Annotated in this window: 25 protein-coding genes; 6 read left to right on the top strand and 19 right to left on the bottom strand. The window is 72.6% G+C overall.

The features are described 5' to 3' along the window. Window positions 1-130: 130 nt before the first annotated feature. The 4 genes from ABZ951_RS09215 to ABZ951_RS09200 all read right to left on the bottom strand — a co-directional run bounded on the left by ABZ951_RS09215 (window position 131) and on the right by ABZ951_RS09200 (window position 6,524). Window positions 131-1,549 carry a sugar porter family MFS transporter gene (locus ABZ951_RS09215; protein ID WP_344095073.1) on the bottom strand — a complete coding sequence of 473 codons (1,419 nt, stop codon included), beginning with the start codon at window positions 1,547-1,549 and terminating at the stop codon, window positions 131-133. A gap of 215 nt (window positions 1,550-1,764) precedes the next feature. Next, the gene (smc, locus tag ABZ951_RS09210; RefSeq protein ID WP_361279530.1) at window positions 1,765-5,337 is read right to left on the bottom strand and encodes a chromosome segregation protein SMC; all 3,573 of its coding nucleotides are present in this window, start codon (window positions 5,335-5,337) and stop codon (window positions 1,765-1,767) included. A 263-nt stretch (window positions 5,338-5,600) separates the two neighbouring features. Beyond that, complete coding sequence (locus ABZ951_RS09205; RefSeq protein WP_344097480.1) at window positions 5,601-5,804, bottom strand: hypothetical protein; 204 nt, start codon at window positions 5,802-5,804, stop codon at window positions 5,601-5,603. A gap of 438 nt (window positions 5,805-6,242) precedes the next feature. Further along, window positions 6,243-6,524, bottom strand: a complete 282-nt coding sequence (locus tag ABZ951_RS09200) for an acylphosphatase (RefSeq protein ID WP_344097482.1) — start codon at window positions 6,522-6,524, stop codon at window positions 6,243-6,245. A gap of 132 nt (window positions 6,525-6,656) precedes the next feature. Between ABZ951_RS09200 and ABZ951_RS09195 the strand changes: the two genes are divergently transcribed. Then, window positions 6,657-7,676 (top strand): CAP domain-containing protein, encoded by a 1,020-nt coding sequence (locus tag ABZ951_RS09195; protein WP_344097485.1) that lies wholly within the window; start codon window positions 6,657-6,659, stop codon window positions 7,674-7,676. 182 nt (window positions 7,677-7,858) lie between these two features. On the opposite strand, the gene mutM is transcribed toward ABZ951_RS09195, so the two are convergent. The 9 genes from mutM to ABZ951_RS09150 form a co-directional block, all read right to left on the bottom strand. Continuing rightward, window positions 7,859-8,743: a bifunctional DNA-formamidopyrimidine glycosylase/DNA-(apurinic or apyrimidinic site) lyase gene (gene mutM, locus ABZ951_RS09190; RefSeq protein WP_344097487.1), complete on the bottom strand. Its 885-nt coding sequence runs from the start codon at window positions 8,741-8,743 to the stop codon at window positions 7,859-7,861. A gap of 102 nt (window positions 8,744-8,845) precedes the next feature. Further along, on the bottom strand, window positions 8,846-9,676 hold the full coding sequence (gene rnc, locus ABZ951_RS09185; protein ID WP_344097490.1) for a ribonuclease III: 831 nt from the start codon (window positions 9,674-9,676) through the stop codon (window positions 8,846-8,848). 19 nt (window positions 9,677-9,695) lie between these two features. Further along, window positions 9,696-9,869: a 50S ribosomal protein L32 gene (rpmF, locus tag ABZ951_RS09180; protein WP_030087884.1), complete on the bottom strand. Its 174-nt coding sequence runs from the start codon at window positions 9,867-9,869 to the stop codon at window positions 9,696-9,698. Window positions 9,870-9,871: 2 nt separating this feature from the next. Beyond that, on the bottom strand, window positions 9,872-10,471 hold the full coding sequence (locus tag ABZ951_RS09175; RefSeq protein WP_344097494.1) for a DUF177 domain-containing protein: 600 nt from the start codon (window positions 10,469-10,471) through the stop codon (window positions 9,872-9,874). Between the two features lie 231 nt (window positions 10,472-10,702). After that, window positions 10,703-11,782, bottom strand: coding sequence for a cell division initiation protein (locus ABZ951_RS09170; protein ID WP_344097501.1), 1,080 nt, complete (start codon window positions 11,780-11,782; stop codon window positions 10,703-10,705). Window positions 11,783-11,900: 118 nt separating this feature from the next. Continuing rightward, window positions 11,901-12,410, bottom strand: a complete 510-nt coding sequence (gene coaD / locus ABZ951_RS09165) for a pantetheine-phosphate adenylyltransferase (RefSeq protein WP_344097497.1) — start codon at window positions 12,408-12,410, stop codon at window positions 11,901-11,903. Then, entirely contained in the window at window positions 12,407-13,006 is a 600-nt protein-coding gene (gene rsmD, locus ABZ951_RS09160) for a 16S rRNA (guanine(966)-N(2))-methyltransferase RsmD (protein ID WP_344097499.1), read from the bottom strand. Before rsmD ends, coaD begins: the two co-directional genes overlap by 4 nt. Window positions 13,007-13,124: 118 nt before the next feature. Continuing rightward, window positions 13,125-15,356, bottom strand: coding sequence for an ATP-dependent DNA helicase RecG (gene recG / locus ABZ951_RS09155; RefSeq protein WP_344097500.1), 2,232 nt, complete (start codon window positions 15,354-15,356; stop codon window positions 13,125-13,127). A gap of 61 nt (window positions 15,357-15,417) precedes the next feature. Next, window positions 15,418-17,091, bottom strand: coding sequence for a DAK2 domain-containing protein (locus ABZ951_RS09150; RefSeq protein ID WP_361279525.1), 1,674 nt, complete (start codon window positions 17,089-17,091; stop codon window positions 15,418-15,420). A 316-nt stretch (window positions 17,092-17,407) separates the two neighbouring features. Here ABZ951_RS09150 and rpmB point away from each other — a divergent pair, with 316 nt between their 5' ends. Next, the gene (gene rpmB / locus ABZ951_RS09145; protein ID WP_087926075.1) at window positions 17,408-17,593 is read left to right on the top strand and encodes a 50S ribosomal protein L28; all 186 of its coding nucleotides are present in this window, start codon (window positions 17,408-17,410) and stop codon (window positions 17,591-17,593) included. Window positions 17,594-17,789: 196 nt separating this feature from the next. On the opposite strand, the gene thiD is transcribed toward rpmB, so the two are convergent. Further along, window positions 17,790-18,590, bottom strand: a complete 801-nt coding sequence (thiD, locus tag ABZ951_RS09140; protein ID WP_344098006.1) for a bifunctional hydroxymethylpyrimidine kinase/phosphomethylpyrimidine kinase — start codon at window positions 18,588-18,590, stop codon at window positions 17,790-17,792. A gap of 9 nt (window positions 18,591-18,599) precedes the next feature. Next, window positions 18,600-19,571 carry a thiamine-phosphate kinase gene (locus ABZ951_RS09135; RefSeq protein ID WP_344098005.1) on the bottom strand — a complete coding sequence of 324 codons (972 nt, stop codon included), beginning with the start codon at window positions 19,569-19,571 and terminating at the stop codon, window positions 18,600-18,602. Between the two features lie 137 nt (window positions 19,572-19,708). Here ABZ951_RS09135 and ABZ951_RS09130 point away from each other — a divergent pair, with 137 nt between their 5' ends. Further along, window positions 19,709-19,942, top strand: coding sequence for an Lrp/AsnC ligand binding domain-containing protein (locus ABZ951_RS09130; RefSeq protein ID WP_344098004.1), 234 nt, complete (start codon window positions 19,709-19,711; stop codon window positions 19,940-19,942). Window positions 19,943-19,962: 20 nt separating this feature from the next. Then, window positions 19,963-20,457, top strand: coding sequence for a DUF3515 domain-containing protein (locus ABZ951_RS09125; protein WP_344098003.1), 495 nt, complete (start codon window positions 19,963-19,965; stop codon window positions 20,455-20,457). On the opposite strand, the gene ABZ951_RS09120 is transcribed toward ABZ951_RS09125, so the two are convergent. From ABZ951_RS09120 to ABZ951_RS09110, 3 genes are read right to left on the bottom strand one after another with little or no spacing between them, the layout of a single operon-like run. Continuing rightward, window positions 20,454-21,608 carry a D-alanine--D-alanine ligase family protein gene (locus ABZ951_RS09120; protein ID WP_344098002.1) on the bottom strand — a complete coding sequence of 385 codons (1,155 nt, stop codon included), beginning with the start codon at window positions 21,606-21,608 and terminating at the stop codon, window positions 20,454-20,456. The two genes, ABZ951_RS09125 and ABZ951_RS09120, sit on opposite strands and share 4 nt — an antisense overlap. A gap of 46 nt (window positions 21,609-21,654) precedes the next feature. Next, complete coding sequence (locus tag ABZ951_RS09115; RefSeq protein ID WP_344098011.1) at window positions 21,655-22,605, bottom strand: NAD(P)H-dependent glycerol-3-phosphate dehydrogenase; 951 nt, start codon at window positions 22,603-22,605, stop codon at window positions 21,655-21,657. Between the two features lie 47 nt (window positions 22,606-22,652). Beyond that, window positions 22,653-23,411, bottom strand: a complete 759-nt coding sequence (locus ABZ951_RS09110) for a lysophospholipid acyltransferase family protein (protein ID WP_344098001.1) — start codon at window positions 23,409-23,411, stop codon at window positions 22,653-22,655. A 160-nt stretch (window positions 23,412-23,571) separates the two neighbouring features. Between ABZ951_RS09110 and cofC the strand changes: the two genes are divergently transcribed. Further along, window positions 23,572-24,255 carry a 2-phospho-L-lactate guanylyltransferase gene (cofC, locus tag ABZ951_RS09105; RefSeq protein WP_344098010.1) on the top strand — a complete coding sequence of 228 codons (684 nt, stop codon included), beginning with the start codon at window positions 23,572-23,574 and terminating at the stop codon, window positions 24,253-24,255. A 124-nt stretch (window positions 24,256-24,379) separates the two neighbouring features. Then, the gene (locus ABZ951_RS09100) at window positions 24,380-24,628 is read left to right on the top strand and encodes a hypothetical protein (RefSeq protein ID WP_344097637.1); all 249 of its coding nucleotides are present in this window, start codon (window positions 24,380-24,382) and stop codon (window positions 24,626-24,628) included. Window positions 24,629-24,709: 81 nt separating this feature from the next. Here the strand turns inward: ABZ951_RS09100 and ABZ951_RS09095 are convergent, their stop codons facing one another. Then, entirely contained in the window at window positions 24,710-25,441 is a 732-nt protein-coding gene (locus ABZ951_RS09095; RefSeq protein WP_344097635.1) for an HU family DNA-binding protein, read from the bottom strand. Window positions 25,442-25,508: the final 67 nt, after the last annotated feature.

The following is a 25,508-nucleotide window of genomic DNA, read 5'->3' as shown; positions in this document are numbered from 1 at the left end:
CGCGAACGCCCGCTCATCGGCCTCGTCCAGCTCCGCGGGGTCGCACCACACGGCCGGGCCCTCGCCCGTCGGCCCCGGCTTCCTGAGTGAGCCGGGGCGACGTCCTTCGAGGAGAAGGGCAGCGGGGGGGTTAGCCCATCTCCTCCAACGCCTTGCCCTTGGTCTCCTTCACGAACTTCAGCACGAAGGGGATCGAGAGCACGGCGAAGACCGTGTAGATGACGTAGGTGCCCGAGAGGTTCCAGTCCGACAGGCTCGGGAAGCTCGCGGTGATGGCCCAGTTGGCGATCCACTGCGCGGAGGCGGCCACGCCGAGCGCCGCGGCGCGGATGCGGTTGGGGAACATCTCGCCGAGGAAGACCCAGACCACGACACCCCACGAGAGGGCGAAGAAGAGCACGAACGCGTGGGCCGCGATGAGGGCCACCGTGCCCTGGGTGGTCGGCAGGGAGCCGTCGGCGGCCTGGGCGGAGAAGGCCCATGCCTCCAGGGCGAGGGAGATGGCCATACCGGCCGAGCCGATGAGCGCGAGCGGCCGGCGGCCGATGCGGTCGACGAAGATCATCGCGATCACGGTGCCGACGATGTTGATGATCGACGTGGTGAAGGAGTAGAGGAACGAGTCGCTCGGGTCGATGCCGACGGACTGCCACAGCGTCGCGGAGTAGTAGAACGCCACGTTGATGCCGACGAGCTGCTGGAAGACCGACAGGCCGATGCCGACCCAGACGATGGGCAGGAAGCCCGCCTTGGAGCCGAGGAGGTCCTTGAAGGTGGACTTCTGCTCGCTGTGCATGGCCAGCTCGATCTCGGCGACGCGCTTGTCGAGGTCGACGGCCTTGCCCTCGACGTCCGCGAGGACGGCCTTGGCCTTGTCGACCTTGCCCACGGAGATCAGGAAGCGCGGCGACTCGGGGATCACGAAGGAGAGCAGGCCGTAGAGGACGGCCGGGACGACCATGACGCCGAGCATGAGCTGCCACGCCTCGATGCCCAGGATGTGGCCGCGCTGGTCGCCGTCGGCGAGGTTGAGGATGCCCCAGTTGACGAGCTGGGAGACGGCGATGCCGATGACGATCGCGGCCTGCTGGAAGGCGCCGAGCCGGCCGCGGTACGCCGGCGGGGAGACCTCGGCGATGTAGGCCGGGCCGATGACCGAGGCCATGCCGATGGCGATGCCGCCGAGGACGCGCCAGAAGGCGAGGTCCCACAGGGCGAACGGCAGGGCCGAGCCGACCGCGCTGATCGTGAAGAGCGTCGCGGAGATCTGCATGACGCGGATGCGGCCGATGCGGTCCGCGAGGCGGCCCGCGGTGGCGGCACCGATCGCACAGCCGATCAGGGCGATGGCGATGACCTGGGCCAGGGCGGCCGAGCCGATGTCGTACTTCCCGCGGATGCCCTCGACAGCACCGTTGATCACGGAGCTGTCGTAGCCGAAGAGGAAGCCACCCATGGCCGCTGCCGCGGTGATGAAGATGACATGGCCGAGGTGGTCCGGCGCGGCCTTGCGGCCCTCGGACCCCTGCGCCATCGCAGTGCTGGTCAACGTGAACTCCTGAGGCCCGGCGGCGTTGCCGGGCGTGGGGGGCTTGGCCCTTCAAGTGGGGCATAAGTCTTTGGGGCCCACCACTTGAAGGTATTAGCAACGTTGCAGACCTTATGCCTTCATGTTTCTAAGTCAATAGGTCGTAACCAAGAAGTTTCCTGTCGGCTTCCGGGGTGTTGTGTTCAACACTTGAAGAATGGAGATCAACAAGAAGATCAACGCAGCCGCTGGCTGATGACCTTCGACACTCCGTCACCTTGCATCGACACCCCGTAGAGCGCGTCGGCCACCTCCATCGTCCGCTTCTGGTGCGTGATCACGATCAGCTGTGAGCTCTCCTGGAGTTCCTCCATGATCTTGATCAGGCGCCGGAGGTTGGTGTCGTCCAGCGCCGCCTCGACCTCGTCCATCACGTAGAACGGGCTCGGCCGCGCCTTGAAGATCGCCACCAGCAGCGCGACGGCCGTCAGCGACCGCTCGCCGCCCGAGAGCAGGGACAGCCGCTTGACCTTCTTCCCCGGCGGTCGGGCCTCCACGTCCACCCCGGTGGCCAGCATGTCGTCCGGGTCGGTGAGGACGAGGCGGCCCTCACCGCCGGGGAAGAGCCGGGCGAAGACACCCTCGAACTCGCGGGCCGTGTCGTGGTACGCCTCCGTGAAGACCTCCTCGACCCGCTTGTCCACGTCCTTCACGACGTGAAGCAGGTCGCTGCGGGTCTTCTTCAGGTCCTCCAGCTGCTCGGAGAGGAACTGGTGCCGCTCCTCCAGCGCCGCGAACTCCTCCAGCGCCAGCGGATTGACCTTGCCCAGCTGCTGGTAGGCCCGCTCGGCGCTCCGCAGCCGCTTCTCCTGCTCGGCCCGGACGTACGGCACCGGCCGGTTCCTCGGGTGCTCCGGGTCCTCGGGAAGCTCCTCGCCCTCCTCCGGCGGCGATGCCGGAACGAGCTGGTCGGGGCCGTACTCGGCCGCCAGCGCCGCCGGCTCCACGCCGAGCTCCTCCAGCGCCCGCGCCTCCAGCTGCTCGATGCGCAGGCGCTGCTCCGCGCCCAGCACCTCGCCCCGGTGCACCGAGTCCGTGAGCTTGTCCAGCTCGCCCTTGAGGTCCCGGCTCCGATTCCGCTCGGCGATCAGTGCCCGCTCCCGCTCGCTCTTGGCGGACTCGGCGGCGCGCCGCTCCTCGTCGGCGCGCACGAGCGACACCTCGATGTGCGCGAGGAGCTGCCGGGCCCCGGCGGCGACGGCCGAGGCGACCTTCGCCTCGTGGCGCAGCCGGGCCCGGCGCCGCTCCGCGCGGGCCCGCGCCTCGCGCTCGGCGCGCGCCGCCCGGTCGAGCCCGTCGGCCCGGCCCGCGAGCGCCTTGACGCGCTCCTCGTGCGTGCGGACCTGCAACCGTGCCTCCATCTCGGTCTGCCGGGCGTTGGCCCCGTCGGCCGCCAGCCGGTCCCGTACGGAGGTGTCGGGTTCGTCCGTGCCCTCGCCGGGGCCGCTCTCCTCGGTCACCGCCAGCCGCTCGGCCAGCTCCTCGGCCTCCTCGGTGGCCCGGACGAGCGCCTCCTCGGCCCGCGCGACCGCGGCCGCCGTGCGCCCCGCCTCGTCCGCCGCCGCCCTGGCCTGCCCGGCGAGCCGTCCGAGCGCCTGGGCGACCTGGGACTTCTCCCGGTCCGCGGCGCTGCGCCGGGCGGCCAGCTCCTCGACCCGGGCGGCGCACGCGGCGCGCAGCGCGGTGGCGGCGCGCTGCGCGGTGGCGAGTTCCTCGCAGCGGGCGTCCAGCTCGGTCAGTTCGGCCGTGGCCTCGTCGACGGCGGACCGCACCTCCAGGAGGCTCGGGGCGCCGCCCGATCCGCCCTGGGCGAAGTGGGCCCCGAGCAGATCGCCCTCCATGGTGACGGCCCTGAGCTCGGGCCGGGCGGCGACCAGTTCCTCGGCGTCCTCCAGCGTGCCGACGACCACGACGCCGCGCAGCAGCTCGCGCACGGCCGCCCTCGGACCGTCGGGTCCGTGGACGAAAGCCGCGGCCGGCCGGTGCGCGCCGTCTTCGGGCTGCACGTCTTCGGGCGCTTCGGGCACGGGCGGCCCGGTGACCAGGAGGGCCGCGCGTCCCGCGTCCTGTTTGCGGAGCAGCCGCAGGGCGTCGGCCGCGGTGGCGGTGTCGGTGACGGCGAGGGCGTCGGCCGCGGCGCCCAGGGCGGCGGCGACGGGGAGTTCGTAGCCGCCGGTGACCGTCAGGAGTCCGGCGGCCGGGCCCAGGAGGCCGGACAAACGATCCTGCGCGGCGAGGAGGGCGCCCGTGCCGTCCTTGCGCCGCAGCCCCAGTGCCAGGGCGTCACGGCGGGCGGCGGTCGCGGCCCGCCGCCGTTCGGTGCCGGTCGCGGCCTCGCGGGCCTCGGTCAGGGCGGTCTCCGCCGCGGCCAGCTCGTGTCTGGCGGCTTCGTGACGTTCCACCAGCTCCGCGTCGTCCGCGTTGATTCCGTCGACCTCGGCCTGGTGCCGTGCGTACTCCTCCTGGGCGGTGGCGGCCCGCCGGCGGGCCTCGTCGCGGGCGGCGGTCAGCCTGTCGATCTCGGCCTGCGCGGAGGACGCCCGGTCGCGGGCGGCGGTGGCGCGGCCGTGCAGCCGGGCGAGTTGCTCGCGGTGGTCGGCGAAGGCCCGGGCGGCGTCCCGCAGCCGCCGTTCCTCGTCCGCCAGGCGGTGCTCCAGTGCGGCGCGGTGCGCCGAGGTGTCCTCCAGGGCGCGGCTCGCCGCCTCCAGGGCGGCCGTGAGTTCGGCCTCCTGTTCGCGGACGCGGGCGGCCTCGCGCTCCAGGTCCTCCGGGTCGCGGCCGCGCCGTTCGTCCTCGGGGGGCGCGGTGGCGCTCGTGACGCGGGCGTCCGCCAGGCCGACGGTGCCGCGCACCCGCTCGGCGAGCCGGGACAGTTCGTACCAGGTCTGCTGGGCCTGGGCCAGGCGCGGGGTGAGGGTCCGCACCTGTTCCTCCAGGGCGGCCTCGCGGCCGAGCGCCGCCCGCAGTTCGGCGTCGGCGGCTTCCCGGCGGGCCTTGAGCGCGGCCTCGTCCGCCAGCTCGGCGCGCAGGGCCTCCCGGAGGGTCACCAGGTCGTCGGCGAGCAGCCGCAGCCGGGCGTCGCGCAGGTCCGCCTGGATGACCGCGGCCCGGCGGGCGGCCGCGGCCTGCCGGCCGAGCGGCTTGAGCTGACGCCGCAGTTCGTCGGTGAGGTCCTGGACGCGGGCGAGGTTCGCCCGCATCGCGTCGAGCTTCCGCAGCGCCTTCTCCTTGCGCTTGCGGTGCTTGAGGACGCCCGCCGCCTCCTCGATGAAGGCGCGGCGGCCGGTCGGGTCGGCGTGCAGGACGGAGTCCAGCTGGCCCTGGCCGACGATGACGTGCATTTCGCGGCCGATGCCGGAGTCGGAGAGCAGTTCCTGGATGTCCAGGAGCCGGCAGGTGTCGCCGTTGAGCTGGTATTCGCTGCCGCCGTTGCGGAACATCGTCCGCGCGATGGTGACCTCGGCGTAGTCGATGGGCAGGGCACCGTCGGAGTTGTCGATGGTGAGGGTGACCTCGGCGCGGCCCAGGGGCGGTCGGCCGGTCGTCCCGGCGAAGATGACGTCCTCCATCTTTCCGCCGCGCAAAGACTTGGCGCCCTGTTCGCCCATCACCCAGGACAGGGCGTCGACGACGTTGGACTTCCCTGAGCCGTTGGGGCCCACCACACAGGTGATGCCGGGCTCGAAGCGCAAGGTCGTCGCAGAAGCGAAGGATTTGAACCCGCGCAGGGTCAGGCTCTTGAGGTGCACGCGGGAGGACTTTACCGGCCGTACCGCCCCCGCCGGTGTCCGGTGCGGGGCTGTGGCGTGCCGCCCTTCCAGGGTTTCACCAGGGAAAGGGCAGGGCACATCAGACGTGAAGGGGGCGCGACGCGATCCGGCCGGAACGGGCACGGTGATACGAAGATCGGATCAGGCGCCGCGGATGCGACGAAGGGACGCCGAAGCGTCCCTTGCACAACTCTCAAGCGGCTGACAGTGCAGCCCGACCGAACCCCCGGGCAGGGCGAGGGTCAGGCGAGCGCGGGCTCCGCCTGCGGTACGTCGATGTCGAGCAGCGAGTCGCCGTGGTGAGCGGCGGCGGCCAGCGCGTCGTTCTCGGCCTGCATCCGAATGAGCTCGGATTCAAGATCCTGGACACGCTGCTGAAGCCGTCGCATCTCGGAGAGAACTCGGGGGTCGGAGCCGCCGACGTAACCGAGAAGCGCCTTTGCCATGATGGATGGTCCTCCACACTGAGTGACCGACCGAAGCGGTGTGGGTCGTGAGGGATTCGCACCCGCGGTGTCTGCCATCACTACTGCCGTGTTCAATGCCAAACAGCTAAGGTGCGCGGGGCTTCCAGAGTCTCACCAAAAAGTTTGACGGTCAACACGATCACACCCCGTATCCGCAGGCGTCCCAGGGGTGCGCGGCGGCTTATGCGCGGCGCACTCTCTGCCGGGGCCCGGAGGGCGTGGAGATCATCCGTTGAATGGCAGCCTTCCACGATGCGGCCGTCTTGGCAACCATCAGGGAATTTCTGCCCTTCGCATATGCCAATGGCATATCAATAAGGCTCTCGCGGCGCACCGCACTCCCTTCTTCCGCGACCGGGCCGTCGCCTTTGAGCACGGAGGATTCGTTTTTCTGAACGAAGCGCGGCAAGCAGCCGGTCATCTGATCTCGAAGCCGTCGTAACCGCCGCGCGGTGCTCCCCAGATCTCGGTGACCCCGTCCACGCGCCCGGGCGTGTCGCCGTCGCGCAGCCATGCGAGCAGGTGCTCGCATCCCTCGCGCGGGCCCTCGGCGACGACCTGGACACGGCCGTCGGCCAGGTTCGAGGCGAAGCCGGCGAGCCCTCCGATCCCCAGCGCGTTCTCCCGGGTGAACCATCGGAAGCCAACACCCTGCACATGACCACGGACCCAGGCCGTCAGACGGACATTCTCGTTCATGTCTGCACGCTAACCGGGCAATTGCACAAGGAGCACCCCGACCCCACACCTATTGCCCTACAGTCGCCGCTCAACAGGTCTAGCCCGTACGAGTGACGCACGATGACGCCGAGCACGTAAGGAAGGCAGCGGATGGGTCGCCATCGACGCTCTGCCCCCCAGACCCCCGGTCACCCCCCAGCGGTCCCCGCGGCCGCGGCTCCGCCGACGCGCGAGCGCACCGACCCGGGCCCGCCCTACGAGCCCGACGACCCGCAGGACCGGCACGGCGGCGCGGGCAGGGCCGGGCGCGGCAGGGCGAAGGCCCCGGTGCGCACGGGATTGCTGGGGGCGTCCGCCGCGATGGCCATGGGCGTGGTGGCGGTGGCCTCCGGGCTGTTCTCCGGCGGGGACACCCTCCAGCTCGGCGGTGGCAGCGGCCCGGGCGGCCCCGGCGGGCAGGTGCGGGCCGAGGAGCCGTCCTTCGAGGTGCCCTCCGCCGACTCCCCGGCCGCCGCGGCACCGGCGCCCGAGCGGGCCCGGCCGCCGGTGCGCCGCGAGGCCGGCCGCACGGGCAACGACTACGCCCCACAAGGCGCTCCCGCCTCACCGGTCCCACAGGCCCCGCCCGACGCACCCGCCGAACAGCCGCGCTCCGACCACGGCGGTGTGTCGGGCACCGCTCCGGAGCCGGAGGCCCCGCCCGTCACGGCCCCCTCCTCCGACCCGGTCGGCTCCGTCGTGGCGGCCGGCACCGACACCGTCCGGGCGGCGCAGCCCCGGCCGGCCGACTTCACGGCGTCGCCGCTGAGTCAGGTGCTCACCCTGGTCAATCAGGAGCGGGCCAAGGCCGGTCTGCGCCCCCTGAAGGCCAGCACCCGGCTGTCGACCCTGGCCCAGAGGTTCAGCGAGGACATGGCCCGGCGCGGCTTCTTCGCGCACACCGACCCGGAGGGCCGGACCCCCTGGGACCGCGCCGCCAAACGCGGCATCGGCAATCTCGGCGGGGAGAACATCGCCCGCGGCCATCCGGACGCCCGCGCCGTGATGGACGCCTGGATGCGCAGCGCCGGGCACCGGGCGAACATCCTCAACCGCGAGTACCGCACGCTCGGTCTCGGGCTGAGCTCCGGCCGGGGCGGCCCGTGGTGGACGCAGGACTTCGGCTATTGATCCCGGGGGGGCGGCGGGCGGTGACGCGGGCCCCTTCAGGCGGCTAGGGGAGGGTGCACCACCGCTGCGCGGCGGTGTCCTCAATCTCCGCCAGCTACCGCTGGGCGGTGCCCCCGGTCGGGCCCGCAGGGCGCCCGCCGCCGCAGGCGGCAACGTCGGCCCGCAGCCGAAGTCCCGCCGGTTCAAAGGGCGCGCGGCGCCCTCTGGCAGCGGGGGCAGAAGTAGCTGGAGCGGTTCATCCACGGCCGGCGGCGGATGGCCGTGCCGCACCGCCGGCAGGGTTCGTCCTCGCGCCCGTAGGCGTCCAGGGACCGGTCGAAGTAGCCCGATTCGCCGTTCACATTGACGTAGAGGGCGTCGAAGCTGGTGCCGCCCACGGCGAGGGCCTCGTTCATGACCTCGCGGATGTGGGTGAGCAGTTCGGCGGTGCGCGGGGCGGTCAGGGTCGCGGTAGGGCGTTCGTAATGCAGCCGGGTGCGCCACAGCGCCTCGTCGGCGTAGATGTTGCCGACGCCGCTGATCAGCGACTGGTCGAGCAGGGCCCGTTTGACGGTCGTCCGGCGGCGGCGCAGCGCGGTGTGGAAGGCGGCGTCGTCGAAGGCGGGGTCCAGGGGGTCGCGGGCGATGTGCGCGATGACGTCGGGGAGTCCGTCGGGCTCGCCGGGCACGGTGTCGTGGAGCGACAGGCCGCCGAAGGTCCGCTGGTCCACGAAGCGCAGCTCCGTGGGGGTGGTGTCGGCGAAGCGGAGGCGGATGCGCAGGTGCTTCTCGTCGGGGGCGGTGTGCGGCTGGACGAGGAGCTGGCCGCTCATGCCGAGGTGGGCGAGGACGGCCTGGTCGGGGCCCGCGCCGGGGGTGTCCGTCTCAAGGGGCAGCCAGAGGTACTTGCCGCGGCGGCGTGCGGGGCCGAGGCGGCGGCCGGCGAGGCGGGCGGCGAAGTCGTCGGGGCCGGTGAGGTGGCGGCGGACGGCCCGGGGGTGCAGCACCTGGACACCGGCGACCGTGCGCCCGCAGATCCACCGCTCCAGGCCGCGGCGCACGACCTCGACCTCGGGCAACTCGGGCATCGCGCTACTCCTGGGACGGGAGTGAAAAGGAGTGAAAGGGAGGGGTAAACCACATCGCCGGACGGGCTGGGGAGCCCGTCCGGCGATCGAGGACGACGCGCGTCAGTGCTGTGACGCGCCCTGCACGCCTTCGGCGGGCTCGGAGCCCGCTTCCGCGGCGGTGTCGGCGGCGGCCTGGGCCTCCGCCTCAGCGGCCGAGGCGCGGGCCTCCGCCGCTGCGTGGATGGCGCGCCAGGCGGCTTCCGCCGCCTGTTGCTCCGCTTCCTTCTTGCTGCGGCCGGTGCCGGTGCCGTACGCGACACCACCGACGCGGGCAGCAGCCGTGAAGGTCTTCTCGTGGTCGGGCCCGGTCTCGGAGACGAGGTACTCCGGGACGCCCAGCCCCTCCGTGGCGGTGAGCTCCTGGAGGCTGGTCTTCCAGTCCAGGCCGGCACCGAGGTTCGAGGACTTCTCGATCAGCGGGTCGAAGAGCCGGTGTACGAGCTCTCCGGCCGCTTCGAGACCCTGGTCGAGATAGACGGCACCGATGACCGCTTCCAGGGTGTCCGCGAGGATGGACGCCTTGTTGCGCCCGCCCGTGCCTTCCTCACCGCGGCCGAGCCGGATGAAGGAGCCGAGGTCGAGGCCGCGGCCCACCTCCGCCAGCGCACGGGAGTTGACCACCGCGGCCCGCAGCTTGGCCAGCTGGCCCTCGGGCAGGTCCGGGTGGATGCGGTAGAGGGTGTCGGTGACCACCAGGCCGAGCACGGAGTCCCCGAGGAACTCCAGCCGCTCGTTGGTGGGCAGCCCGCCGTTCTCGTACGCGAAGGAACGGTGAGTCAGCGCACGCACCAGAAGGGCGGTCTCGAGTCTGTACCCGAGCCGCCCTTCCAGAAGCGTGTGAGACGAGGCCGTGTCCGCCGGCGCCTTCTTCGGCGTAATGGCGTCTGACATTGAGCCTGTCACCCGCCGATCAGACCTCGAGGACCTGGCGCTTGTTGTAGGTGCCGCAGCTGGGGCACGCGATGTGCTGCAGCTTCGGCTCGTGGCAGCTAGCGCATGCCACCAGGGTGGGGACCGCAGCCTTCCACTGCGACCGGCGGTGGCGCGTGTTGCTGCGCGACATCTTCCGCTTCGGAACAGCCACGGCTACTTCTCCTGTGAGTCATCCCCGCCGGAGCGGGGTGCGTTGTCCAGCTCGCCGTCCTGGTCGGACCCGGCGAGGCCCTGCAGTGCCGCCCAACGGATGTCGGCGGACTCGTGGTGGTGGTCCGGGTCGTCCGCCAGCCGCGCTCCGCACTCGGAGCACAGGCCGGGGCAGTCTTCCTGGCACACCGGCTGCAGCGGCAGTGTGAGCACCACCGCGTCCCGCAGCACGGGTTCGAGGTCGAACAGGTCGGCCTCGAGGAAGAACATGTCCTCCTCATTGTCCTCGGCGTCGTCGCCGGTGTCCGCCGCGGGGCGGCTCCGGTCGTCGGCGTCGGGGTAGGAGAACAGTTCCTGGAAGTCCGCTTCGAGCTCTCGCTCCAGCGGCTCCAGACACCTTACGCACTCCCCTGTCAGCGGTGCACGGGCGGTGCCTGTGACGAGCACACCTTCCATGACCGACTCCAGGCGGAGGTCCAGCTCCACCGTCGCGCCCTCGGCCACCCCGATGACCTCGATACCGAGATCCGCGGGGGCGGGGATCGAGCGGGAGACCCTCTTCAGCGCACCGGGACGCCGACCCAGCTCACGTGTGTCGAACACGAGAGGGGCACGGTGATCAAGGTGGGCGTTCAGGGCTTCCTGCTTTCTACGCTGCGGTGACGGCCGCCCGACGCGCTGAATGCGTCGCGGGCAGCCCTGATCGCGAATGCACACGCGACCGAAGGACCAGGATACTGGACGGGCCGCTGTACACCCAATCGGCAGCCGGCCGACAGCGGGCGCGCGACTGGTCAGCCCCCCTGGCGGACGGAAAGCGGCCGACCGGTCCGGTCAGCGGCCTTCCTCGTACCGGCGGAGCTGCTCAACGTCGATCATGCTCGTGTCGAACAGGCTGGCCTCGTCGAGCCGGGGCTGCCGCTCCGGCTGCTGCGGGCCGGAGTGCCGCGGCTCGGGGACGTACCCGCCCTGCGGAGCGTAGCCCTCCGCGGCGGCCTGGGCGGGCCAGGCGTAGGGGTCGGCCTGGGCGTAGCCGCCCTGGGCCGCGTACGGGTCCGGCTGCTGGGCGTAGGACTGCTGATAGGCGTACGGGTCGGCCTGGTAGTCCGCGGCCGGGTAGTAGCCGGGCTGCGGGGCCGCGGGCACCGCGCTCACCGCGGGCGGGGCGGCGGGCTCCTGGGGAGCGGCGAGCCCGGCGAGGAAGTCGGCGTCGCTGGTGTGGTGGGTGCCGGGAAGGCCGTCCTGGGCGGCCATGTGCGCGCCCAGCTCGTCGGAGGGGCGGGCGCCGAGCAGCTTCTGCCGGCCTCGGCCGACGGCCTCCAGGGTCTTGCCCAGGACGGCCGCGACCGCGCCGAGCTTGGCGTCCACGTAGGCGTCGGCGTGCTGGCGCTGGAGGTGGGGGTCGGAGCTGCGCTCGGGGCCGTCGTCGGGCAGGCCGTCCGCGTCCGCCGTGCCGTAGCCGTCGGATCCGGCCCGGCCGAGCAGCTTCTCGCGCCCGCGGTCGACGGAACCGATGGTCTTGGTGAGGACGACCTCGAAGTTGGCGAGCTTGCCGTCGACGTAGTCGTCGGCCTCGGCGCGGATCTCCGCCGCCTCCCGGCGGGCCTCGGCGAGGATGCGGTCGGCCTCCTCCTGGGACTGCCGGGCGACCTCGGTGTCGGAGATCAGCGAGCCGCGGTGGGCGCGGGCGGACTCGATGATCCGCTCGGCCTCCTCCCGGGCCTCGGCGACCAGCTGCTCGCGCCCGCCGATCAGCTCCCTGGCCTGTGCCAGGGAGTCGGGCAGCGCGGCCCGGACCTCTTCCAGCAGGGCGAGGAGCTCGGCGCGGTTGACGACGCAGGAGGCCGACATGGGCAGGGACCGGGCACCGGCGACGGTCGTGACGATCTCGTCGAGCTTCTTCTGCACGTCCACCTTGACGCTCGCCATTCTCTTTATGACGGATGGGCCTTTATGACGGATGGGCACGAACGGGGTCGACTGTACGACCAGTCGACCCCGGCCCGACAGCTACTGACGTGGCGTCAGTCCGTCAGCCGTCGGCGAGCCGCTCGGTGAGCGCTTCCAGCACCAGCGGCGGCACGAGGTGGGAGACGTCCCCGCCCCAGGTCGCGACCTCCTTGACGAGGCTGGAGGAGAGGAAGCTGTAGGTGGGGTTGGTCGGGATGAACAGGGTCTCGACGCCCGAGAGCCCTATGTTCATCTGGGCCATCTGCAGCTCGTAGTCGAAGTCGCTGACCGCCCGCAGCCCCTTCACGATGGCCGGGATCTCCCGCTGCTTGCAGAAGTCGACGAGCAGGCCGTGGAAGGCCTCGACCCGCACGTTCCCGTACTCGGCGGTGACCTGGCGGAGCAGCTCCATCCGCTCGTCGACGGTGAACAGGCCCTGCTTGGACTTGTTGATCATCACGGCCACGTGTACGACGTCGTACAGCTGGGAAGCGCGGGCGATGATGTCGAGGTGTCCATTGGTGACGGGGTCGAACGACCCCGGACAGACGGCGCGGCGCAACGGTGGTTCCTCGCTCTCCGGTCCATTCATGACGCGCAGGGAGATGTCTGGTCTGTGCACGTCGAAGCGGCGCGACCGTACCAAAGCGTTCCCTCGCCGTAACGCCGGGCCCTCAGCGGCTCGATCCCGTCCGGCCAGGGGAATTCCCCGCTTCTGGTGCTGCGCTCCACGGTGACCAGCGCCTCGTCCGCCAGCCACCCCTGGCGGACGAGTGTGAGGAGAATCTCGCACACGTCTTCGGTGGCCGCGGCGTAGGGCGGGTCCAGGAAGACGACGTCGTACGGGCGGGTGGGCGCCGGGCCGGCGACGACCTGCTCGGCCTTGCCCGCCCGGACCTCCGCGCCGGGCAGCCCGACCGCGGCGGCGTTCTCCCGGATGACGCGCACGGCGGCGGGGTCGGCCTCCACCAGCAGGGCGTGGGCGGCGCCGCGCGAGAGGGCCTCCAGGCCGACGGCGCCCGAGCCGGCGTACAGGTCCAGGACCCGGGCGTCCGTCAGGGGGCCGAACAGCGACTCCCAGGTGGAGAACAGGCCCTCGCGCGCCCGGTCGGAGGTCGGGCGGGTGCCGGTGCCGGGCGGCACGGCCAGGCGGCGTCCGCCGGCGGTGCCGGCGATCACGCGGGTCATGGGTCCTCGTGTCCTTCGTGGGTGGGGTGAGCGGGCGGCGGCGGCCGTCGCCCCTCAGCCTAGGCCGTCGGCAGGGCGTCGGCCCCGCGCGGTGCCCGGGGGCGGCCCGGGCCCGCCGTCAGCCCTTGTCCAGGTACTGCTCCCGGTCCTTGTCCAGCAGGGCGTCCAGCGCGGTGCGCAGTTCCGGCAGCCGTTCGAGCTCGGGGTCGGCGGTGACGACGGCCGTGGCCTCCTCCCGGGCGGCCGTGATGACCTCCTCGTCGTCGATGACGGTGAGCATCCGCAGGCTGGAGCGGACGCCGGACTGCGCCTGGCCGAGCACGTCGCCCTCACGGCGCTGCTCCAGGTCGATCCGGGAGAGCTCGAAGCCGTCCAGGGTGGCGGCGACGGCGTTCAGCCGGGTGCGCGCGGGGCTGCCCTCCGGCATCTCGCTCACCAGCAGGCACAGGCCGGGCGCCGAGCCGCGGCCGACGCGCCCGCGCAGCTGGTGCAGCTGGGAGACGCCGAACCGGTCCGCGTCCATGATCACCATGACGGTGGAGTTGGGCACGTTCACGCCGACCTCGATGACGGTCGTGGCGACGAGCACGTCGACCTCGCCGGCGGCGAAGCGGCGCATCACGTCGTCCTTCGCGTCCGGCTGCATCCGCCCGTGCAGGACCTCCACGCGCAGGCCGCGCAGGGGGCCCTTCGTCAGCTGTGCGGCGAGGTCGAGGACCGCCAGCGGCGGCCGCTTCTCCGCGAGGTCCTCCGCGGTCGGCTCGTCCTCCCCGGCGGCCTTCCCGCGCTTTCCCGGCTTGCCGGTCTCCTCCTCGTCACCGATGCGGGGACAGACCACGTACGCCTGATGGCCGCCCTCGGTCTCCTCGCGGACCCGCTCCCACGTGCGCGCCAGGAAGTGCGGCTTGTCCTTGGCGGGCACGACGTGGGTGGCGATCGGCGAGCGGCCGGCCGGGAGCTGGTCGAGGACGGAGGTCTCCAGGTCGCCGAAGACGGTCATGGCGACGGTGCGCGGGATGGGGGTCGCGGTCATCACCAGCAGGTGCGGGGGTTGCTTGCCCTTGGAGCGCAGGGCGTCGCGCTGTTCCACGCCGAAGCGGTGCTGTTCGTCCACCACGACCAGGCCGAGGTCGTGGAACTGCACCTTGTCCTCGATCAGGGCGTGGGTGCCGATGACGATCCCGGCCTCGCCGGTCACGAGGTCGAGCAGCGCCTGCCGGCGCGCGGCCGTGCCCATGGAGCCGGTGAGCAGTACGACCTTGGTGCCCTGCTCGGCGCCGCCGAGCATGCCGCCCTCGGCCAGCTCGCCCATCATCTCGGTGATCGACCGGTGGTGCTGCTGGGCGAGGACCTCGGTGGGGGCGAGCATCGCCGCCTGGCCGCCGGCGTCCACGACGCCGAGCATCGCGCGCAGGGCGACCATCGTCTTCCCCGAGCCGACCTCTCCCTGGAGGAGGCGGTGCATGGGGTGTTCGGTGGCGAGGTCGTCGAAGATCTCGGCGGAGACCTTGCGCTGGCCGTCGGTGAGGGTGAAGGGCAGCTTCGCGTCGAAGGTGTCGAGCAGGCCGCCGGCCACCGGCTTGCGGGCCACGGCGGGGAGCTGGCCGTCGGCGTGGCGCCTGCGGGCGAGGGCGACCTGGAGGACGAACGCCTCGTCCCACTTCAGGCGGGCCCGCGCGTCCTCGATGTCGGCCTTGGTGCGCGGGCGGTGGACCTTGCGGAAGGCGTCGGCGAGCTCGGCCAGGCCCCGGCCCTCGCGCAGCGCCGGGGGCAGCGGGTCGACGATGCCCTGCCACCGCTCGGCCTCGAAGAGGTCCAGCAGGGTGTCGACGGCCTTGGTGAGCTTCCAGGACTGGAACTGCTTGCAGGCCGGGTAGATCGGCAGCAGCCGGCCGGCGAAGGACTCGGCGGCCTCGGCGCCGCTCTCCTTGTCCAGCAGTTCGTAATCGGGGTGCAGGAGCTGGCGGGTGCGGTTGAAGAGGGAGACCTTGCCGGCGAACATGCCGCGGCGGCCGGGCAGCAGCTCCTTCTCCCTGGCGTAGGCGCCGCGGCCGAAGAAGACGAGGGTCAGCGAGCCGCTGCCGTCGGTGACCACGACCTCCAGGCGGACGCCCTTGCCGTGGTTGAAGGTCTTCATGGCGGCCTTGGCGACCTGCGCGACGACCGTGGCGTGTTCGTCCAGCGGCAGGTCGGCGAGGCGGGTCAGCTCGCCGCGCTCGGCGTAGCGGCGCGGGTAGTGGTGCAGGAGGTCGCCGACGGTGTGCAGGTCGAGGTGCTCGGCCATCACCTTCGCGGTGTTGCCGCCGAGGATCTTCTTCAGGGGTTCTTGAAGCGCGGGCACGCGGTCCATTGGACACCACGGGGCTGACAATGCGCGCCGACCGCCCGGGGCCCGGGCGGGCGCGCCCGGGTCATTCGATGCCGATGAGCAGCGGCGGTGACTGCCGGCCGCCGCGGTAGAGCACCGTGTCGACGGCGAGGTGGCCGCCGCGCACGTGGCGCTCCAGGCGTTCGGCGAGGGTGTCGGGGACGTCCTCGCCGAGGACGAGGGTGACCATCTCGCCGCCCGCGGCGAGCATCCGGTCCAGGACGGTCTCGGCGGTGGAGCAGAGGTCGCCTCCGATGACGGCCACGTCGCCGTCGATCAGGCCGAGGGTGTCGCCGGCCTGGCAGATGCCGGCCATGGTCCAGGACTGCCGTTCGGCGACGGCCAGCTCCGCGTAGCGGGTGGCGCCGGCGGCGGCGGTCATGGCGACGACGTCCTCGTCGAAGCGGCGGCCGGGCTCGTGGACGGCGAGGGCGGCGATGCCCTGGACGGCGGAGCGGGTCGGCACGAGGGCGACGCGGACGCCCTCGGTGCGCGCCTGCTCGGCCGCGGCGGCCGCGGTGTGGCGCAGTTCGGGGTCGTTGGGCAGCAGCACCACCTCGCGGGCGTGCGCGCGCCGGATCGCCTCGACCAGCTCGCCGCTGGCGGGCGGCTCCCCCGGCCGGACGGCCACGGCGGTGGCCCCGGCCTCCGTGCACAGCTCGGCGAGCCCTTCGCCGGGGACGAGGGCGACGACGGCCCGCTGGACGAGCTCGCGGGTGTCCGGCGCGGTGCCGGCGGCGGAGCCGAAGTGGGTGATGCGGACGCGGTAGGGGCGGCCGGCGTCGATGCCGGCCTCGACGGCCGCCCCGGCGTCGTCGACGTGCACGTGGACGTTCCACAGGCCGTCGCCGCCGACGACGACGAGCGAGTCGCCGAGGGCGTCGAGGCGGGTCCGCAGCCGGGCCACCGCGCTGTCGTCGGCCTCCAGGAGGTAGATCACCTCGAAGGCGGGGCCGGCGACGGGGTCCGCCGGGCAGCTCTCGGCCGCGGTGGCGGCCGGGACGGGAGGCCGCTGCCAGGGGCGCGGGGCGCGGCCTGCGGAGCTCTTCCCCGACAGGGCCCGGGCCAGTGCCCCCAGCACTTCGACCAGGCCCAGGCCGCCGGCGTCGACGACCCCGGCCCTGCCGAGGACGGCGAGCTGGCCGGGGGTCCTGGCGAGGGCGCTGCGGGCCGCTTCGTCGGCGGCGCGGGCGACCGCGGCGGCGTCGCCCGGGGCGCCGGCGGCGGCCTCGGCGGCGGCCGCGGCCACGGTGAGCACGGTGCCCTCGACGGGGCGGGCGACGCCCTCGTACGCGGACGCGACGGCCCGCCGCAGGGCGGTCCGCAGCAGCTCGGCGTCGTCGGCGGAGGCGTCCGGGGTGTCCGGGGCCGGGGGGTTCGCGATGACCTCGGCCATGCCGCGCAGGAGCTGGGCGAGGATGGTGCCGGAGTTGCCGCGGGCGCCTATGAGGGCGCCGTGGGCCATGGCGCGGATGGTGTCGGGCAGGCCGGGGACCAGGGGGGCACCGGCGGTGGTGCCGCCGGTGGCGTGCCCGTCGAAGACCGCGTCGACGGCGCGGGCCGCGGATTCGACGGTCAGGTAGAGGTTGGTGCCGGTGTCGCCGTCCGCGACGGGGTAGACGTTGATCGCGTCGATCTCCTCGCGGGCCCGGCCGAGCGCGTCGAGGGCCAGAGCGCACCAGGTACGTACCGCGGCGGCGTCCAGCAGGTGCGGCACCGGTGTCCTCCTCGGATCCCTGGGGGGTGTGCGGCGGGTGTTCCGCGGCTGATCGGCAGCGTAGTCCGGGAGCGGCCGGAAGGCCGGTGGGGGCCGGACATAGGGCGATATACGAGGCCGGGCCGGGTGTGGGGCAGCCATGGTAGTTTCGTTGTACGGGAGCAGCCGTTGTATGCTGCTCCGGTTGCCCGATGAAAATCGGGCCATACCCCCCTGGTACTGCCGGTCGCTCTCTGGAGATCTCGGCACGCAGGGATTCACCGTACGTGCCTGTTGTCCCCGCGGAAGCGGGGGTGACCCGTCTTTGGAGTAACCCGTGGCTGCCAACTGCGACGTCTGCGGCAAGGGGCCGGGCTTCGGCAACGCTATTTCGCACTCGCACCGCCGTACCCCCCGTCGTTGGAACCCCAACATCCAGCGGGTGCGCGCAGTGATCGGGCGCACGCCGAAGCGGATCAACGCCTGCACCTCTTGCATCAAGGCCGGCAAGGTCTCGCGCTAGCGAGTGGTTCTCCCCGCGCAAGCGGGGGTGAGTCGGTCTCGCGTCGGCGTCCGCGCCGTGTCGCGCAGCCCCCTCCGGTTGCCTGAATCACCGGTCCACCTCTGGGTGGGCCGGTTTTTCGCATGCCCGTTTGCGTCCGGCCGCTTCCGTCTGCCCGGACGCCCGGGGCGCCGGGGCGCCCCGAAGCCCGGACGCGTCAGCCCCGGAAGCGCCAGCCGTGGTCGACGGGGCCGATGCCGCCGCCGAGCGGGAAGCCCGCCGCGATGGCGCCGGTGACGTAGTCCTTGGCCGCCGCGACGGCCTGCGGGACGGTGCTCCCCTTGGCCAGTTCCGCGGCGACGGCGCTGGCGAGCGTGCAGCCGGTGCCGTGGGTGTGGCGGTTGTCGTGGCGGGGGGCCCGCAGCCAGTGCTCCTCGGTGCCGTCGCTGAGGAGGTCCACGGCGTCGCCGTCGAGGTGGCCGCCCTTGACGATCACCCAGCGGGGGCCGAAGGCGAGGATCGCGTCCGCCGCCCGCCGCAGGTCGGTCTCGGCGGTCACCCGGACGCCCGTGAGCCAGGCGACCTCGTCCAGGTTGGGGGTGGCGACCGTGGCCGCCGGCAGCAGTTTGTGCCGGACCGCGTCGAGGGCGGAGGCGGCGAGCAGGGCGTCGCCGTGCTTGGAGATGCCGACCGGGTCGACGACGACGGGAACGCCCTGGGCGCCGGGGCCGGTGAGGAGTTCGGCGACGGTCTCCACCAGCTCCGCCGAGGCGAGCATGCCGGTCTTGACGGCCTGGACGCCGATGTCGTCGACGACGCTGCGGAACTGGGCCCGTACCGCCTCGGCGGGCAGCGGCCAGGCCCCTTGCACCCCGCGGGAGTTCTGGGCGGTGACGGCGGTGAGGACGCTCATGCCGTGCGCGCCGAGGGCGAGCATGGTCTTGAGGTCGGCCTGGATGCCCGCACCGCCGCCGGAGTCGGATCCGGCGACGGTCAGCACGCGTGGAGGTATCGGCATGGGCCGAATCTACTCGTCGGGCTCCGCGTCCCCGAAGTGGTCCCAGCCGCCCGCCTTGTCCCAGGGGGCGCCGTCGACGGTGACCTGCGGCAGGGCGGAGGGGTTGACGACCTCGCCGATGACCTTCCAGCGGGCCGGCAGCTTCACGTCCGGCGGGAAGGTCGCCACGATCGCGTGGTCCTCTCCCCCGGTGAGCACCCACTGCAGCGGGTCGACGCCGACCGCCTGGCCGATGTCGGACATCTGCGTGGGGACGTCGATGGCGGCCGTGTGCAGGTCGATGCGGACCTTGCTGGCCTCGGCGATGTGCCCGAGGTCGGCGATCAGGCCGTCGCTGACGTCGGTCATCGCGGTGGCGCCGAGCCCGGCGGCCGCGGGGCCGGCGTGGTAGGGCGGCTCCGGGCGGCGGTGGGCCTCGACGAAGGCCCGCGGCGAGCGGAAGCCGCGGGCGAGCACGGCGTGCCCGGCCGCGGACCAGCCCAGCCAGCCCGTGACCGCGACCACGTCGCCCGGCTGGGCGCCGGAGCGGGTGACGGGCTCGTGGTTGCGCAGGTCGCCCAGGGCCGTGATGGCCACGGTGATGGTCTCGCCGCGCACCACGTCGCCGCCGACCACGGCCGCGCCGGCGACCTGGCACTCGTCGCGGATCCCGTCCATCAGCTCGGTGGGCCAGGTGGCGGGGAGTTCGGCGGGCACGACGAGGCCGAGCAGGATGGCGGTGGGCACCGCGCCCATGGCGGCGATGTCCGCGAGGTTCTGCGCGGCGGCCTTGCGGCCGACGTCGTACGCGGTCGACCAGTCGCGCCGGAAGTGGCGGCCCTCCAGGAGCACGTCCGTACTGGCCACGACCCTCCGGTCGGGCGCAGCGACCACCGCGGCGTCGTCACCCGGCCCGAGCCGGACCGCAGGGGTGGTGGTGAGCCGGGAAGTAAGCTCTCTGATGAGCCCGAACTCCCCCAACTCGCCCACGGTGCCTTTCACTGAGCTCCTCCTAGGAGTATCGGTTGTGACATGCGCCGCGCCGCGCAGGCAGCGCGGGTCTCCCCGCGCCGTACGGCGACGCGGTACCGTGGCGTCTCTTCTCCCCACATGATCCTCGAAGCCGCCCTGGAGGTTCCGTGGTACAGGCGTACATCCTGATCCAGACCGAGGTCGGCAAAGCGTCGACCGTCGCCGAAGTCATCTCGAAGATCCCCGGGGTGATCCAGGCCGAGGACGTGACCGGTCCGTACGACGTGATCGTCCGTGCCCAGGCCGACACCGTGGACGAGCTCGGCCGCATGGTGGTCGCCAGGGTCCAGCAGGTGGACGGCATCACCCGCACCCTGACCTGTCCGGTCGTCCATCTGTAGGTCCCCCGTATGCTCGGCCGGTGAAGTCTTCGCTCCGCCGGTCGCTCGGCCTGCCCGCTGTCGTCGTGTTCTTCGCCGCTGTCGGCTGTTCCACGAGCGACGACACGGCGGGCCCTGCGGTTCCCACACCGTCCGGCGCGCAGGCCGCGAAGTGCCGGGCCCTGCACCAGGCGTTGCCCGGGACCGTGGACGGGCGGAAGCGCCGCGGCACCGACCCCGATTCGGACCTCACCGCAGCGTGGGGCGACGGTGAGTCCATCGCCCTGCGCTGCGGGGTGCCCAAGCCCGCACTCCTGCAGCGCAATCCCGCGGCCGACTCCGTGGACATCAACGGTATCGAGTGGCTGCCCGAGAAGCAGCCGGACGGCTCCGTCCGGTGCACCACGGTCAAGCGTGAGGCGTGGGTGGAGGTGACGCTGCCGGCGCGGGTGGTGGGCGGCGCCGGCGACATCAGTGCGCTCACCGATCTCGCCGACGCCGTCCGCAGCACGGTCCCCTACGGGATCATCGGCTAGCGCAGGCCCGTCGGCCGGCGCAGCGCCGCCTGGATGAGCGCGTCGATCAGCTCGGGGTAGCTGACCCCGCTCTCCTGCCACATGCGCGGGTACATCGAGATGGGCGTGAAGCCCGGCATGGTGTTGATCTCGTTGATGACGAACTCGCCGTCCTCGGTGAGGAAGAAGTCCGCGCGCACCAGGCCCTCGCAGGACACCGCGTCGAAGGCCCGGACGGCCAGCTCCTGGACGCGGGCGGTCTCCTCGGGCGTGAGCGGCGCGGGGACGAGGCCGGCGGCGGAGTCGATGTACTTCGCCTCGAAGTCGTAGAAGTCGTGGGCGGTGACCGGGGGGATCTCGGCGGGGACGCTCGCGCGCGGCCCGTCCGCCAGCTCCAGGACGCCGCACTCGATCTCCCGGCCGCGCAGCAGCGACTCGACGAGGATCTTCGGGTCGTGGCGGCGGGCCTCGGCCAGGGCGTCGTCCAGGCCCGAGGGGTCGTCGACCTTGGTGATGCCCACCGAGGAGCCGCCGCGGGCGGGCTTCACGAAGAGCGGCCAGCCGTGCTCGCCGGCGAAGTCCACGATCCTCTGGCGGGCGGCGGCCGGGTCGGCGGCCCACTCGCGGGGGCGGATGACCTCGTAGGGGCCGACCGGCAGGCCGTAGGAGACGAAGACGCGCTTCATGTACTCCTTGTCCTGGCCGACGGCCGAGGCGAGGACGCCGGCGCCGACGTAGGGGATGCCGGAGAGCTCCAGCATGCCCTGGAGGGTGCCGTCCTCGCCGTACGGGCCGTGCAGCACGGGGAAGACGACGTCGACCTCGCCCAGCGCCTTGGGGACCGTGCCCGGCTCGGAGTAGACGATCTCGCGCACCGAGGGGTCGACCGGGAGCACCACGGTGCCGTCGGGCGACAGCGCCAGCCGGCCGACGTCCGGCAGCGCGCGGTCGGTGATGGCCATCCGCTCGGGGTCGTCGGCGGTGAGCGCCCAACGGCCGTCGGTGGTAATGCCGATCGGCAGCACGTCGTACGTCGACCGGTCGATGGCGTTCAGCACGGCACCGGCGGTCACGACGGAGATCGCGTGCTCGGAACTGCGACCGCCGAACACGACCGCGACGCGCGGCTTACGGCTCCGGTCAGGGCTCTGGGGGGTGGTCTCGCTGCTCATATCGCGACGAGACTACCTCCTGGTACGCCGCACGCAACGTCGCGTCTCAGTGCCGCTCGGGCTTGGCGCTGCGTGACATCAGTTCCTTGAGGGCCACCAGCGGCGGCTTGCCCTCGTGCACGATCTCCACGACGGTCTCGGTGATCGGCATGTCGACATCGTGGCGGCGGGCCAGATCGAGCACGGACTCACAGGACTTGACGCCCTCGGCGGTCTGCCGGGTGACGGCGATGGTCTCGGTGAGGGTCATGCCGCGGCCGAGGTTGGTGCCGAAGGTGTGGTTGCGCGAGAGCGGCGAGGAACAGGTGGCGACGAGGTCGCCCATTCCGGCGAGCCCGGCGAAGGTGTGGGCGTCGGCGCCCATCGCCAGGCCCAGGCGGGTGGTCTCGGCCAGGCCGCGGGTGATCAGAGACGCCTTGGCGTTGTCGCCCAGGCCCATGCCGTCGGCGATGCCGACGGCGAGCGCGATGACGTTCTTCACGGCGCCGCCCAGCTCGCAGCCGACCACGTCGGTGTTGGTGTACGGGCGGAAGTACGGGGTGTGGCAGGCCGTCTGGAGCCGCTTGGCGACGGCCTCGTCGCGGCAGGCGACGACGGCCGCGGCGGGCTGCCGGGCGGCGATCTCCTTGGCGAGGTTGGGGCCGGTGAGGACGGCGACCTGGTCCGGGGAGACCTTCGCGACCTCCTCGATGACCTCGCTCATCCGCTTGGCGGTGCCCAGTTCGACGCCCTTCATCAGGGAGACCAGGACCGTGTCCGCGGGCAGCAGGGGCGCCCACTCGGTGAGGTTGCCGCGCAGCGTCTGGGAGGGCACGGCCAGCACGGTGAACTGCGCGCCGTCCGCCGCCTCGGCCGCGTCGGTGGTGGCCCGCACGCCGGCCGGCAGCTCGGTGTCCGGGAGGTAGTCGGGGTTGGTGCGGGTGGCGTTGACGGCGTCCACCAGGGCGGCACGGCGGCCCCACATGGTCACCTCGCAGCCGGCGTCCGCGAGGATCATCGCGAAGGCGGTGCCCCACGAACCGGTGCCGTAGACGGCGCAGCGCGTCACTTGGTGTCCTCCTCGGCCTGCCGCGCCTGCCGGCGGGCGGCGGCAAGCGCCTTCTTGTGGTTGTACGGCTCGGGGGGTGCGGGTTCGCCGCGGAGTTCGGCGAGGAGCTCGGTGATGGCGGCCATGATCACATCGGTGGCGGCGCGCAGCACGTCGGCGGTGGGTTCCTTGCCGTAGAACTCCGAGAGGTCCACGGGCGGACCGGCCAGCACCTTGAGCGTCTTGCGGGGGAAGAGCCGCAGCTTGCGCTCCCTGGCGTACGGCGGCATCGCCTCGTTGGCGCCCCACTGGGCGACCGGGATGACGGGGGCCTTGGTGAGCAGCGCGACGCGGGCGACACCGGTCTTGCCCTCCATGGGCCACATGTCCGGGTCGCGGGTGAGGGTGCCCTCGGGGTAGAAGGCCACGCACTCGCCGCTGTTGATGGCGTCGACGGCGGCCCGGAACGCGGTCGCGGCGTCGGTGGTCTCGCGGTAGACCGGGATCTGGCCGGTGCCGTGCAGGATCGTGCCGACGAAGGTCGTCTTGAACAGGGCGGCCTTGGCGAGGAAGCGGGGGACCCGCCCGGTGTTGTACTGGAAGTGGGCGTACGACAGCGGGTCGAGATAGGAGTTGTGGTTGACCGCGGTGAGGAATCCGCCGTCGGCCGGAATGTGCTCCATTCCCCGCCAGTCCCGCTTGAACAGAACCACGAGCGGCGGTTTGGCCAACACCGCCGCAAAGCGGTACCAGAAGCCGATTCTGTGGCGGGACACTCGGACACCCTTCTCTTGGGACCTGGGGGCTGTATGAACCCGGGGGCCGGACAAGTGTCGCCCCAGGTACCCGGTCTGTCGAGAACACCGTAACCCCGCGCTCCCCGGGCAGCTGCGGCAGCAGGTGACAATGAGGCTGATGCGAAGAGAGGGGGCGGATGTGCTCTGGACCCTGGTGGTGCCTCTGAAGCCGCTGGCCGTGGCCAAGAGCCGTCTTGCGGGGGAGGCCGGGAGCGCCCCGCGGCCCCTGCTCGCGCTGGCGTTCGCCCTGGACACGGTGGCCGCGGCGCTGGCCTGCCGGGTGGTGCGGGATGTGGTGGTCGTCACGGACGACCCGCTGGCCGGGGCGGAGCTCGGCGCGCTGGGCGCGCGGGTGCTGCCGGAGACGCCCGGGCCTCCCGTGCCCCCCGGGGCCGTGGCCGCGGGCGGCGGGCTGAATGCCGCGCTCGCGCGGGGCGCGCGGTTTGTGCGCGCGCGGTCGCCGCGTTCGGCGGTGGCGACGCTCAATGCGGATCTGCCGGCGCTGCGCACGGCGGAACTCGGGCGGGTGCTCGATTCCGCCGCTGAATTCCCGCGCGCATTTCTTCCGGACGCCGCGGGAATCGGGACGACCCTGTTGGCGGCGGGGCCGGGAAGGGAATTGGCGCCGGCGTTCGAAGGGCGTTCCCGCGCCCGGCACCGCGCGTCGGGCGCCCGGGAGATCGAGCTGGCCGGAGTGGATTCCGTGCGGCAGGACGTGGACACGGCGGCGGACCTGCTGGCGGCCCTGGCGCTGGGGGTGGGACCCCGGACGGCGGCCGTGGCCGGCAGGCCGGCGCTCCCCGGTCGGCCGGGCTCCGACTGAGCGGGCCCGGCGACGTCCGGTGCGGTCGGCCGCGCCCCGAAGGGCGCGGGGAGCCGCGCGGCCGGCCACTGCGCACCCGCAGATGAGGTGCCCGGCATGCAGCGGAGCGCTTAGGCTGCTGTCCATGCAGGCCACCGCGTACACCTACGACCCCCAGACCCGTTCCGGGAGCGTGCTCCTGGACGACGGCACCCCGGTGCCGTTCGACGCCGCGGCGTTCGACGCGGGCGGCCTGCGGCTGCTGCGGCCCGGCCAGCGGGTCCGGATCGTCCTTGAGGGCCCGACGAATGCGACGGACACGGGGAACGCGGCGGACGCGGCCGGCTCCGGTGGTGAGCCGCGCGTGACGCTGGTGACGCTGGTGACCTTCTGAGCGCCCCCGGGCGCCGTACACACACCGCGGGCCGGGCTCCCCGAGGGGAGCCCGGCCCGGCGCGTGACGCCGTTCGCTGCCTTACTTCTTGGCGGCGGTCTTCTTGGCGGTGGTCTTGCGCGCGGTGGTCTTGCGCGCCGGCGCCTTGGTCGCCGTGGCCTTCTTGGCGGGAGCCGTCTTCTTGGCGGCCGCCTTCTTCGCCGTGGCGGTGGTGGCGGTCTTCTTCGCCGGCGTGGCCTTCTTGGCGGCGGCAGCCTTGGTGGCGGTGGCCGTGGCCTTCTTGGCGGTGGTCTTCTTCGCCGGCGTGGCCTTCTTGGCGGCGGCAGCCTTGGTGGCGGTGGCCGTCGTCTTCTTGGCGGTGGTCTTCTTCGCCGGGGTCGCCTTCTTGGCGGCGGCGGCGGCCGGGGCGGCCTTCTTCGCCGTGGTCGCCTTCTTGGCGGTGGCCTTCTTGGTCGTGGCCTTGGCGGTGGTCTTGGTGCCGCCCGAGAGGCTGCCCTTGGGCGCCTTCTTGACCGCGACGTCGTTCTTCGGGAGCTTCTTCGAGCCGCTCACCAGGTCCTTGAAGCCCTGACCCGCGCGGAAGCGGGGCACGGAGGTCTTCTTGACCCGGACGCGCTCACCCGTCTGCGGGTTGCGGGCGTAACGGGCCGGGCGGTCGACCTTCTCGAACGAGCCGAAGCCGGTGACCGAGACCCGGTCCCCTGCGACAACTGCACGGACGATCGCGTCGAGCACTGCGTCGACGGCGTCCGCGGCCTGCTGACGGCCACCGAGCTTGTCGGCAATCGCTTCAACGAGCTGCGCCTTGTTCACGTCTTCCCCTTCGGAGACATTGCTGGAACGAATGCGTTCCAGCCTTTTCGCACGTTAGGCAGATATA

This window comes from Streptomyces sp. NPDC046215, assembly GCF_040646215.1.
Lineage (GTDB): Bacteria > Actinomycetota > Actinomycetes > Streptomycetales > Streptomycetaceae > Streptomyces > Streptomyces stramineus.
This window is presented reverse-complemented; position numbering and strand designations above follow the sequence as displayed.